Annotated in this window: 8 protein-coding genes; all 8 read left to right on the forward strand. The window is 48.4% G+C overall.

The window, feature by feature from the left end; translation table 11 throughout:
* Positions 1–34: 34 nt before the first annotated feature.
* Positions 35–1,801 (forward strand): type I secretion system permease/ATPase, encoded by a 1,767-nt coding sequence (locus E5C26_RS08090; RefSeq protein ID WP_135315830.1) that lies wholly within the window; start codon positions 35–37, stop codon positions 1,799–1,801.
* Between the two features lie 55 nt (positions 1,802–1,856).
* Complete coding sequence (locus E5C26_RS08095) at positions 1,857–3,188, forward strand: HlyD family type I secretion periplasmic adaptor subunit (protein WP_135315831.1); 1,332 nt, start codon at positions 1,857–1,859, stop codon at positions 3,186–3,188.
* 2 nt (positions 3,189–3,190) lie between these two features.
* Positions 3,191–4,585: a TolC family outer membrane protein gene (locus tag E5C26_RS08100; RefSeq protein WP_135315832.1), complete on the forward strand. Its 1,395-nt coding sequence runs from the start codon at positions 3,191–3,193 to the stop codon at positions 4,583–4,585.
* A gap of 288 nt (positions 4,586–4,873) precedes the next feature.
* On the forward strand, positions 4,874–6,298 hold the full coding sequence (locus tag E5C26_RS08105) for a mannose-1-phosphate guanylyltransferase/mannose-6-phosphate isomerase (RefSeq protein ID WP_135315833.1): 1,425 nt from the start codon (positions 4,874–4,876) through the stop codon (positions 6,296–6,298).
* A 15-nt stretch (positions 6,299–6,313) separates the two neighbouring features.
* Entirely contained in the window at positions 6,314–7,681 is a 1,368-nt protein-coding gene (cpsG, locus tag E5C26_RS08110; RefSeq protein WP_135315834.1) for a phosphomannomutase CpsG, read from the forward strand.
* Between the two features lie 113 nt (positions 7,682–7,794).
* The gene (gene galE, locus E5C26_RS08115; protein ID WP_135315835.1) at positions 7,795–8,811 is read left to right on the forward strand and encodes a UDP-glucose 4-epimerase GalE; all 1,017 of its coding nucleotides are present in this window, start codon (positions 7,795–7,797) and stop codon (positions 8,809–8,811) included.
* A gap of 627 nt (positions 8,812–9,438) precedes the next feature.
* Positions 9,439–10,851: a mannose-1-phosphate guanylyltransferase/mannose-6-phosphate isomerase gene (locus E5C26_RS08120; RefSeq protein WP_135315836.1), complete on the forward strand. Its 1,413-nt coding sequence runs from the start codon at positions 9,439–9,441 to the stop codon at positions 10,849–10,851.
* 15 nt (positions 10,852–10,866) lie between these two features.
* The gene (gene cpsG, locus E5C26_RS08125) at positions 10,867–12,240 is read left to right on the forward strand and encodes a phosphomannomutase CpsG (RefSeq protein ID WP_135315837.1); all 1,374 of its coding nucleotides are present in this window, start codon (positions 10,867–10,869) and stop codon (positions 12,238–12,240) included.

Here is a 12,240-nt window from a genome sequence, read left to right on the forward strand (position 1 = left end):
TGGACTGACAGTGCACATGATGTAAGGGCAGAAAGTGAATCAATTTATACCGCGTAATGAAATTGCGGATGTTATACGGACACGCAGTAAAATCTTCTGGACCGTTGGCATATTCACCGCATTTATAAATTTATTAATGTTAGTTCCCTCTGTCTATATGTTGCAGGTCTACGACAGGGTACTTCCTTCACGTAATGAAATCACTTTGCTGATGTTAACGCTGATTATGCTGGGAATGTTCGGCATGATGGCGCTACTTGAGTATGTCCGTAGCATGGTTGTTATCCGTATCGGCAGTCAGTTGGATATGCGATTGAACACCCGTGTTTATACTGCGGCCTATGAATCCAATCTGAAAAATGGTTCTTCCGACGCCGGACAGATGCTGGGTGATTTGACCACCGTACGGCAGTTCCTGACCGGCAGCGCATTGTTTGCGTTCTTCGATGCGCCCTGGTTCCCGATTTACCTGCTGGTGATTTTCCTGTTTAACCCGTGGTTGGGATTGTTCGCCCTGGTTGGCTCGCTGTTGCTGGTTGCGTTAGCCGTGGTCAACGAAATGGTTTCCAAGAAACCTTTGGGAGAAGCCAGCAAGCTATCGATCATGTCCAGCAGTTTGGCGAGTACAAATTTGCGTAATGCTGAAGTGATCGAAGCATTGGGCATGCTACCTAATCTAAAGCGCCGCTGGTTCGGTTTGCATCAGAGATTTCTGAATAGCCAACGTGTCGCCAGCGAGCGTGCCACTACCGTTACCTCCATAACCAAGTTTGTTCGCCTTTCACTGCAATCATTGGTATTGGGACTGGGGGGTTGGTTGGCGATTGATGGTCATATCACCCCCGGTATGATGATTGCCGGTTCTATTTTGATGGGACGTACGCTGGCGCCTATCGAACAGGTGATTAACGTTTGGAAAAGCTGGAGCTCCGCCAAGCTATCCTACCAACGCTTGGTAAAATTACTGGATAAACATCCGCCACGCGGTATGGGGATGTCTCTGCCGCGTCCGGAAGGGGTCATCTCTGTTGAAGGTGTCACTGCCACGCCTCCAGGCTCCAAAGGCGATGCGGTATTGCATAATGTCAGCTTCGCGATCCAGCCGGGTGATGTTTTGGGGATTATCGGGCCAAGCGCTTCCGGCAAATCCACGTTGGCGCGTTTGTTAGTCGGTATCTGGCCGGTCAGCGAAGGTATTGTGCGGCTTGATAACGCCGACATTTACCAATGGAACAAAGACGAACTGGGGCCCTACATCGGTTATCTGCCGCAGGATATCGAACTGTTCGCCGGCAGCATTGCCGAGAACATCGCTCGTTTTAACGACATCGATTCAGAGAAAGTGATTGAAGCCGCCAAGTTAGCCGGGGTACATGAGCTGATCCTGCGTTTTCCTAATGGCTATGATTCAGTCATTGGCAACGGTGGGGCCGGTTTGTCCGGCGGACAGAAGCAGCGTATTGGTCTGGCACGCGCGCTGTATGGTGACCCATCTCTGATCGTATTAGACGAACCCAACTCCAATCTGGATGATGCCGGTGAAAAAGCGCTGAATCAGGCGATTCTGTTCCTTAAGCAACGCAATAAAACGGTGATCCTGATTACTCATCGAACCAACCTGTTGTCGATGACCACCAAGCTGCTGCTGTTAGTGAACGGTACCGTCAATGCATTTGGTCCGACTCAGCAGGTACTGCAAGCGCTGGCCAATGCGCAGAAGGCGCAAACCCCACAGCAGGCGGTGCGTGCAGTCAACTCCGAGCCGGATGAAGGCAATATCCCAAAAACTCAAATTAATTAAGCTGTGAACTTGCCGGGCGGTGGGGCAACCACCACCTGCAGTCAAAGGAGTTGGTATGTCTACGCACATTGGCGAGCCGCAAGACTCGTATTCAGAACAGATCCCACAAGATGAGCGGCGTTTTACCCGCATGGGGTGGTTAGTGGTTGGTATTGGCCTGTTTGGTTTCTTTGCGTGGGCCGCATTTGCGCCTTTGGATAAAGGGGTCGCAGCCCCCGGTTCGGTGACCGTTTCCGGCAACCGTAAAACCGTACAGGCTCCGGCCAGTGGCATCATCAAAAGTATTACGGTAAAAGAAGGCGACAAGGTTAAAGCGGGCGAGGTGTTGGTACAGTTGAGCCAGGTGCAGGCCCAGGCACAGGTTGACTCGCTTCGCGACCAATATTACACCACGCTGGCCAGCGAAGGCCGTTTGCTGGCTGAACGTGATGGATTAAGCAAAGTCACTTTCTCTCCTGTTTTTGAAACCCTCCTGGCTCAGCCCCGAGTAGCTGAAATCATTGCACTGCAAACACAGTTATTCTCTTCCCGTCGCCTGGGATTACAAAGCGAAGTTGACGGGTATAAACAGTCAATGGATGGTATGCGTTTCCAACTGAAGGGCCTACAGGACTCAAGGGTTAACAAGCAAATCCAGCTTTCCAGCCTGCGCGAACAGATGAACAGCATGAAGCAACTGGCGGCGGACGGTTATTTACCGCGTAATCGTTATCTGGAGGTACAGCGTCAGTTTGCGGAAGTGAACAGCAGTATCGATGAAACCGTTGGGCGAATTGGCCAGGTGCAAAAACAGTTGCAGGAGTCTCAGCAGCGGATCGACCAACGCTTTGCCGACTATCAACGCGAAGTCAGAACTCAGTTGGCGCAAACTCAGATGGATGCCAGCGAGTTCAGAAACAAGCTGGAAATGGCGAATTTTGACCTCGGCAACACCGCTATCACCTCGCCGGTGGATGGCACTGTCGTTGGGTTGAATATCTTTACTCAGGGGGGCGTCGTGGGAGCGGGTGACCACCTGATGGACGTTGTACCCAGTCAGGCTACGTTGGTGGTGGATTCACGCCTTAAAGTAGAGCTGATTGATAAAGTGTACAACGGGTTGCCGGTGGATCTGATGTTTACCGCCTTCAACCAAAACAAGACCCCGAAAATACCGGGGACGGTGACGTTGGTTTCCGCCGACCGTCTGGTCGACAAGGCCAATGGCGAACCCTACTACCAAATGCAGGTCACGGTTTCGCCTGAGGGCATGAAATTGCTCAGTGGCGAAGACATCAAACCGGGGATGCCTGTTGAGGTGTTTGTGAAGACCGGCTCGCGCTCACTGTTGAGTTATCTGTTTAAACCTATTTTGGATCGCGCTCATACTTCATTAACCGAGGAATAATTTTGATTCAATTTAAACGACAGGTTGCTGGCCTTGCTATCAGTACCCTCTTGTTTGCGATAGCTGCGCCGGTTCATTCGATAGGGATTATAGACGCATATTCGCTGGCACTTGAGAAAGATCCGACCTTTAGGGCGGCAATAAAAGAGAAAGAGGCGGGAGACGAAAACGAAAACATCGGCAGAGCGGGGCTGCTGCCGAAGGTATCGCTCAATTACCAGAACTCACCGAGAAACTGGCAAACGCAAAAGTATCCGCAAAGTGATTTCTTTGGCAACGTCACTGAAACCACCAAGCGGCAGCAGTACCGCAGTTATTCCAGCTCGGTTACGCTGACACAACCGTTGTTCGATTATGAGGCTTATGCTCGCTACAAGGCTGGCGTGGCGCAAACGCTGATGTCTGATGAGCGCTACCGCAGCAAGTTTCTTGATTTGGCGGTACGGGTGATCTCCGCTTATGTTGAAGTGGCTTACTCCAAAGACCAAATCGCTTTAGCCTCAGCGCAAAAAGCGGCTTATAAGGAACAGTTGTCGTTGAACGACCGCTTAATGAGCGCAGGTGAAGGCACCATTACCGACGTTTCCGAGACTCAGGCGCGCTACAGTCTGGCAGAGGCTCAGGAGATTGAGGCGCGCGATGCGTTGGACGCGGCTCAGCGCGAGCTGGAAGTTATTATTGGCATGCCACTCAATCAACTCGATGACGTACAGCTGCTACGTCCTGGCAAGTTCCAGGTGGCACCGTTGATCCCATCAAAGTTTGAAGAGTGGCAAAAAATTGCCCTGGAGAATAACCCGATGTTAGCGGCTTCACGCCATGGTGTGGATGCAGCGAAATATGAAGTGGAGAGAAACCGTGCCGGCTTTATGCCGCAGGTGCAGCTCTATGCTTCACACTCGGAGAATGACTCGAGCAGTGATAACACGGTTAACCAAAAATATCGCACAGACAGTATTGGCGTGCAGGTGAGTATGCCGATCTATGCCGGCGGCGGTGTTTCGGCATCGACTCGCCAGGCTGCATCACGATACGGGCAGGCGATGTACGAAATGGATGCTCAGGTGGGTACCACGCTCAACGATCTGCGCAAGCAGTATAATCTTTGTATCAGCAGCCGTGCCAAGCTGGCGGCCTACGAGCTGGCGGTGAAGTCCGCGACCACGCAGGTTACAGCAACCCGGCAGAGTGTGCTGGCGGGACAGCGTGTCAACGTCGATGTGCTTAATGCCGAGCAGCAGTTGTACAGCGCCCAGCGCGACCTGGCTTCGGCCAAATACACCTACATAAAATCCTGGATCACCTTGCTGAGTGACTCGGGAACCCTTGATGAAAGGGATGTAAAACGTGTGGCGCAGTATTTTTCCATGAGCCGCGGCACAGATAGCGGAAAGTAGCCTAAATACTCATCCTGAGTATTTATCTGAAAGAGCAGCCACGTGCTGCTCTTTTTTGTCTCAATACGTTATGTTAGCAGCCAAAAGAACATCCGATCCTTGCCTTTTTTACATGACAGACGATGAAATACTAACGGAGTTACAGGGTAGGGTTTTGCAGGTGGAGTATGAAAATTTTATTGATACAGCTAGCCGTTTTCGGGTTGGTTGTTTTTTCTGATTTTATGGGCAGGGGCGTCATGGCACAGTTTTGCGCTTGTAAAATGGCGACTGAGTAAAGGGTTTAGAATGACAAAATTAATTCCTGTGGTTATGGCTGGTGGCACTGGCAGCCGATTATGGCCACTGTCACGCGAATCATTTCCTAAACAATTTTTATCTATTGATGATAGCGGGGTTAGCTTGTTGCAGCAGACACTGCAACGCTTGTCAGGGCTTGAAGGCGTGGAAGTCGCTGCACCTTTGGTTATTTGCAATGAAAACCACCGTTTTTTAGTCGCCGAGCAATTGCGAGAAATTAATCAACTGGCGACCAATATCATTTTAGAACCCGTAGGACGTAATACCGCACCTGCGGTGGCATTAGCCGCACATTTATCAGCAGAAGAAGACGAAGATTGCATCCTCTTGGTGTTGGCTGCCGATCATCTGATTAAAAAGGTGGAGAATTTCCATTCTGCGATAAAGACAGGCATTCAGCATGCATCTGAAGACCAGTTGGTGACTTTCGGTATTATTCCTGAGCAACCAGAAACGGGCTACGGCTATATCAAGCGGGGTTGTGCGCTTTCTGATGAATGCTTCAAAGTCGATTCCTTTGTGGAAAAACCCTGTCTGGACAAAGCCATAGAATATCTGGCAAGTGGTGAGTTTAGCTGGAATAGTGGCATGTTTATGTTTAAAACTGCCAAGTTCCTGCAAGAGCTGCAACAGTTTAGCCCAGAGATCTTCATTACGACTCAGCAGTCCGTGGCTGAAAGCCAGCGTGATATGAATTTCATCCGCGTTGAGCAAGAAATATTCCAACACTGCCCCAGTGATTCTATTGACTATGCGGTGATGGAAAAAACGAGTGATGCGGTAGTGATCCCCATTGATGCAGGTTGGAGCGATGTTGGCTCGTGGTCATCCTTGTGGGAAGTTTCTGAAAAAGATGCTCAGGGGAATGTGAACGTCGGCGAGATTATTTCAATTGATTCAAACAATAATTATATCTCATCAGAAGCGGCGTTAGTGGCTACCATCGGTTTGGACGACCTGATAGTGATCAGCACCAATGATGCATTGCTGATTTCGACCAAGGATAGAGTTCAGGACGTTAAGAAAGTGGTTGATGAGCTAAAGAAACGTAATCTTCATCACTTCCGTCAACATTCCTCTGCCTATCGCCCATGGGGTAAGATCTGTGATATCGACCGGGGCGAGCATTTCCAGGTAAAAAAAATTATTGTCCGTCCGGGGGAAGGTTTGTCAGTGCAGCGCCATCTTCATCGTGCAGAACACTGGGTTGTCGTCACTGGCACTGCCAAAGTGAATGTGGGTGATAAAGAATTCTTTTTATCAGAAAACCAATCCACTTTCATACCCGCAGGCAGTGTCCATACGCTGGAAAACCCAGGGAAGATCAATCTTGAAATCATTGAGGTTAGATCGGGTTTATACCTGGAAGAAGATGACATTGAACGTTTACACGATCGGTATGGCAGAGTTTAATTAAAGGGTTTGGTAATGGAAAAGTTAGCGTGTTTTAAAGCTTATGACGTCCGCGGTAAATTAGGTGAAGAGCTGAATGATGATATTGCCTACCGCATTGGCCGCGCCTATGGCGAGTTTCTGAAGCCAAAGACTGTTGTTTTGGGTAGCGATGTGCGCCTGACCAGTGAAAGCCTGAAATTGTCGCTGGCAAAAGGTTTGCAGGATGCTGGTACCGACGTGATCGACATTGGCATGACGGGAACCGAAGAAATCTATTTCGCCACTTCGCACCTGAAAGCGGATGGCGGCGTAGAAGTGACGGCCAGCCATAACCCGATCGACTACAACGGGATGAAGTTGGTTCGTGAAGGTTCACGCCCTATCAGTGGCGACACGGGATTACGGGCTATTCAGGTACTTGCGGAAAATAACCAGTTCCCAGAGCCGGTTGTGACGCGTGGCAGCTATGTTCGCCAGGATGTACTGGGCGAATATGTAGCGCATATTTTATCTTACGTTGATGCAAAAAACTTTAAACCGCTCAAACTGGTTATCAACTCAGGCAATGGTGCCGCCGGGCATGTAATTGATGCAATTGAAGCGCAATTCAAAGCCAAAGGGGTTCCGCTGGAATTTATTAAGGTCCACCATCAGCCTGATGGTACATTCCCTAACGGTATTCCTAATCCGTTATTGCCAGAATGTCGTGCGGACACCGCCAATGCGGTGCGTGAACATGGCGCGGATATGGGAATTGCATTCGATGGTGACTTTGATCGTTGCTTCCTGTTTGACGAAAAAGGCGACTTTATTGAGGGATATTATATTGTCGGCCTGCTGGCAGAAGCCTTCTTGCAAAAACAATCTGGTGCAAAAATCATTCATGACCCGCGTTTGAGCTGGAACACCATTGACGTTGTGACAGCTGCGGGCGGTGTTCCGGTAATGTCGAAAACCGGACATGCCTTCATTAAAGAGCGTATGCGTTCAGAAGACGCGATTTACGGTGGTGAGATGAGTGCGCATCACTACTTCCGTGATTTTGCCTATTGCGATAGCGGTATGATCCCGTGGCTGTTGGTGGCTGAATTGGTCAGCGTCAAAGGCCAGACATTGGGGCAACTGGTGGAAGATCGCATTGCCGCGTACCCGTCTTCCGGAGAGATTAATATCAAACTGGCCCAACCGGCGGTCTCTATCGAGAGTGTCAAGCAACATTATTTGCAGCAGGCTGCTGAAGTGGATTACACCGATGGTGTCAGCATGGAATTTACCGACTGGCGCTTCAATCTGCGTTCTTCTAATACTGAGCCGGTGGTTCGTCTCAATGTCGAGTCACGAGCCGATGTGGCTTTGATGAAACAGAAAACGGACGAAATTCTGTCGATACTTTCACGATAGGAAAGGTATTGAATCAGATGCAAGGCTGCTTCGGCAGCTTTGCTTGTTTATGGACATGCACTTCCCTAAGTGTTCGATAATTTTCGTGTCAAAGGTATGAATAAGGAGGCGTTATGACGATTTTAGTCACTGGTGGTACTGGCTATATCGGTTCTCATACCGTTCTGGCTTTGCTGGAACGTGGTGAGGATGTAGTGGTATTGGATAATCTGTCGAACTCTTCTGAAGAGTCATTGCATCGTGTAGAAAAGTTAACGGGCAAAGCGGCTGTGTTTTACCAGGGGGATATTCAGGACGGCGAATGTTTGAAGCGCATTTTCGACGTTCATGCGATAGATTCGGTTATCCATTTTGCCGGCCTGAAAGCTGTGGGGGAGTCGACTCGCAAACCACTTGAGTACTATCAAAACAATGTTGCCGGTACGCTAGTGTTACTGGATGAAATGCGCCGTGCCGGTATTCACCAATTTATCTTTAGTTCTTCCGCTACTGTTTATGGTGCCGATTCCCCGGTCCCTTATGTCGAAACCACGCCTATTGGTGGAACGACCAGCCCCTATGGGACTTCAAAGTTGATGGTGGAGCAGGTTCTGCAGGATTTTGCCAAGGCTGAACCTCAGTTCTCGATTATCGCTTTACGCTATTTCAACCCGGTCGGCGCACATGAGTCCGGATTGATAGGTGAAGATCCAAATGGTATCCCGAACAACTTGTTGCCTTATATCTCCCAAGTGGCGATTGGTAAACTGGATAAGTTGGGCATTTTCGGCGGCGATTATCCGACGAAGGACGGTACTGGCGAACGTGATTACATCCATGTGATGGATTTGGCTGAAGGTCACCTGATGGCGATGGGCCATCTGGGTAAGATTAGCGGCTTCAAAGCGTATAATCTGGGGGCTGGGGTAGGGCACTCAGTCTTGGCAATGGTGCAGGCTTTTGAAAAAGCATCAGGCGTAAAAATACCGTATCAGATTTTGCCGCGCCGTGATGGAGATCTGCCAGCTTTCTGGGCTGATGCCGATCTGGCTTATCGGGAACTGGGATGGAAAGTGAGACGCGGCATCGATGACATGATGCGCGATACCTGGAATTGGCAGAAGAATAATCCACAAGGATATCGTAGCTAGCTCTTTCCTCATTTAATCTACCCTCCATGTTTCATGATCACGGCCTGCATGCTGCAGACCGTGATCATCGATCTAAGATATATCCTGATTTGTGCACCCACCCCAATTATAAGAAAGCTAACCATTTGATAGGTATGCTACTTCTTGACATGAATTTTATTCTGTCGGTTTAATGAGCGTCTATTTTAAGATAAGGCTGAAAGAAAGGATAATCTACAGGTGTTTTGATAGGTAAGATGGTAGCATACGCAGCAAAAATATCGTGCTGTTGTCTAATATTACCTATCAGGATGACAACGGTATGACATATTGTGCCAAGTTGGTGGATGTTCCACTGACAGTAAGTGATAGAGCATATAAAACTTACCTAAAGATCAGTCTATTGGTAGCTGTTGAGCCAAGGGCGGTAGCGTGGTTTTTGCAAGCACCGAAGAACTCACTACTCCTGATTGACGGGATGAACTGTTCTCATTTACAGGTGTTGAAGTGTAGCATTTGTGACGAGTAATGCCCCCTTGGCTCATACAGTGATAAGTAAGGTGTAGTAAGTGCAGTAGCTTAACGCAATGTACTTACTTAATTCATTGAATTTATGGTGCTATAAAGCTAGCGTTATAAGGATAAAAAATGTTACTACCGGTAATTATGGCAGGTGGCACAGGTAGCCGTTTATGGCCGATGTCCCGCGAACTTCACCCTAAACAGTTTTTGCGTCTGCATAGCCTGCACTCGATGCTGCAGGAAACGTTAAAACGTCTTGATGGGATAGAGGTGAGTGAACCTGTCGTAATCTGTAACGAAGATCACCGCTTTATGGTAGCTGAGCAACTGCGTCAAATAGACATGTTGTCTCATAACATCATTTTGGAGCCGATTGGTCGCAATACGGCACCGGCTATCGCTCTGGCTGCTTTGAATGCCGTCGCTCAGGGGCATGACCCCATCATGCTGGTGTTGGCAGCAGACCATATCATAAAAGATGTCGCAACCTTCCACTGCGCGATAGAGGCGGCAATGCCTTATGCTGCGGATCAAAGTCTTGTTACCTTTGGTATTGTGCCAACCGGGCCGGAAACGGGCTATGGCTACATCCAACGTGGTGAGCGTTCTGGTGAGAATTCACCGGCATCCAGTGTGAAACGTTTTGTTGAAAAGCCTGATCTTGCGACAGCGCAGCATTATGTGGACTCAGGGGAATACTTCTGGAATAGCGGTATGTTCATGTTCCGCGCCAAGCGTTACCTGGAGGAGTTGGAGAGGTTTTGCCCTGATATTCTGGATGCCTGCCGTCTCTCCCTGAATGATACCGAGTGCGACAAGAACTTTATCAACGTTAATCGTGATGCATTTTCCAGTTGCCCAGATGAGTCCGTTGATTATGCGGTGATGGAAAAGACCCTCGACGCCGTAATGATTCCGCTGGATGCCGGCTGGAGTGACGTTGGTTCATGGTCTGCATTATGGGAAGTCAGCCAAAAGGATGAGGCAGGCAATGCGTTAACGGGCGATACTTTTCTGCATGACAGCCATGATTGTTATATCAACACTGATGAAAAACTGGTTGCAGCTGTCGGTGTCGACAATTTGGTGATTGTTAACACCAAAGACGCCGTATTGGTGGTTGATAAATCGAAAGTTCAGGATGTCAAAAAAGTTGTTGAGCATCTGAAAAAACATAAGCGCACCGAATACAGAAGACACCGTGAGGTTTACCGCCCATGGGGTATTTGCGACATACTGGTGGATGAAAAACGCTTTAATGTGAACCGCATTACCGTAAACCCAGGCGAAGCATTTTCTTTGCAAATGCACCATCATCGTACAGAACATTGGGTGGTGCTTGCTGGCACTGCAAGAGTGACAACCGGAGATAAAACCTTCCTGCTGACAGAAAATCAGTCAACATTTATTCCTATTGGCGTAGTCCACCGTTTAGAGAACCCAGGGAATATTCCGTTGGAACTGATTGAGGTACAGGCAGGTTCATATTTAGGTGATGATGACATTATTCGTATTAAAGATCATTACGGTCGTTGCTAAATTATTGAGGTTTTAATGAGTAGCTTAACTTGTTTTAAAGCATATGATATTCGTGGCCAACTCGGTGAAGAGTTGAACGAAGATATTGCCTACCGCATTGGCCGGGCTTATGGAGAATATCTTAAACCGCAGCGTGTTATTGTCGGCGGTGACGTGCGCCTGACCAGCAAAGCCCTCAAATTGGCACTGGCTAATGGACTGCAGGATGCTGGTGCAGATGTCTATGACATTGGCATGAGTGGAACGGAAGAAGTGTATTTCGCAACTTTTCATCTTGGTATGGACGGCGGCATAGAAGTAACCGCCAGTCATAATCCAATGAATTATAACGGCATGAAACTGGTCCGTGCGAATGCACAACCGGTGAGCGGGGATACCGGTTTGTTGGCAATTAAACAACTGGCCGAAGACAATTCGTTCCCTCCTGTTGTAGAAAAAGAACGCGGCAGCTACCAGGAAATATCAGTCCTGGACGAGTATGTTGATCACCTGCTGGGTTACATTGACACTGCAACATTAAAACCGATGAAGCTGGTTATTAACTCTGGTAATGGTGCGGCAGGGCACGTCATTGATGAAATTGAGCGCCGCTTTAAACGGGATAATATTTCAGTATCCTTTGTAAAAGTACACCATCATCCGGATGGTAATTTCCCGAATGGTATCCCCAATCCATTATTACCTGAATGCCGTGCCGATACCGCAAAAGCCGTACTCGAGCATCATGCTGATATGGGGATCGCTTTCGACGGAGACTTTGATCGTTGCTTCCTGTTTGATGAGAAAGCCAATTTTATCGAAGGATATTACATCGTAGGTCTGCTGGCTGAAGCTTTCTTGCAAATCAATCCAGGATCCAAAATTATCCACGACCCACGGCTCTCTTGGAATACCATCGATATTGTCAATCGGGCTGGTGGTATTCCGGTAATGTCAAAAACCGGTCATGCATTCATTAAAGAGCGTATGCGCAAAGAAGATGCCATTTATGGTGGCGAAATGAGTGCGCATCATTATTTTCGTGATTTCGCCTATTGTGACAGCGGCATGATTCCATGGTTACTGGTGGCTAGCTTGCTTTCCACTAAAGGCAAAACATTGAGCCAACTGGTTGAGGCTCGGATACAGGCTTATCCAGCCTCGGGTGAAATTAACTGTAAACTGGTTGATGCACCTCAGAAGATCAAAAGTATTAGATCTCTCTATGAGCCAGATGCCCTACGGATTGATTTGACTGATGGAATCAGTATTGAATATTCCGAGTGGAGGTTTAACCTACGGATATCAAATACCGAACCGGTAGTACGTTTGAACGTAGAGTCAAATGGGAATGTCGAATTGATGAATGAGAAAACGACAGAAATATTGAAAGTCCTTAGTGGGGAATAA

This window comes from Serratia proteamaculans, assembly GCF_004684015.1.
Taxonomy (GTDB): domain Bacteria; phylum Pseudomonadota; class Gammaproteobacteria; order Enterobacterales; family Enterobacteriaceae; genus Serratia; species Serratia proteamaculans_F.

Excerpts from the sequence above, each read along its gene's own strand:
- E5C26_RS08095 (WP_135315831.1), top strand. The coding sequence starts at position 1,857 with ATGTCTACGCACATTGGCGAGCCGCAAGACTCGTATTCAGAACAGATC.
- E5C26_RS08105 (WP_135315833.1), top strand. The coding sequence starts at position 4,874 with ATGACAAAATTAATTCCTGTGGTTATGGCTGGTGGCACTGGCAGCCGA.
- cpsG (WP_135315834.1), top strand. The coding sequence starts at position 6,314 with ATGGAAAAGTTAGCGTGTTTTAAAGCTTATGACGTCCGCGGTAAATTA.
- galE (WP_135315835.1), top strand. The coding sequence starts at position 7,795 with ATGACGATTTTAGTCACTGGTGGTACTGGCTATATCGGTTCTCATACC.
- E5C26_RS08120 (WP_135315836.1), top strand. The coding sequence starts at position 9,439 with ATGTTACTACCGGTAATTATGGCAGGTGGCACAGGTAGCCGTTTATGG.
- cpsG (WP_135315837.1), top strand. The coding sequence starts at position 10,867 with ATGAGTAGCTTAACTTGTTTTAAAGCATATGATATTCGTGGCCAACTC.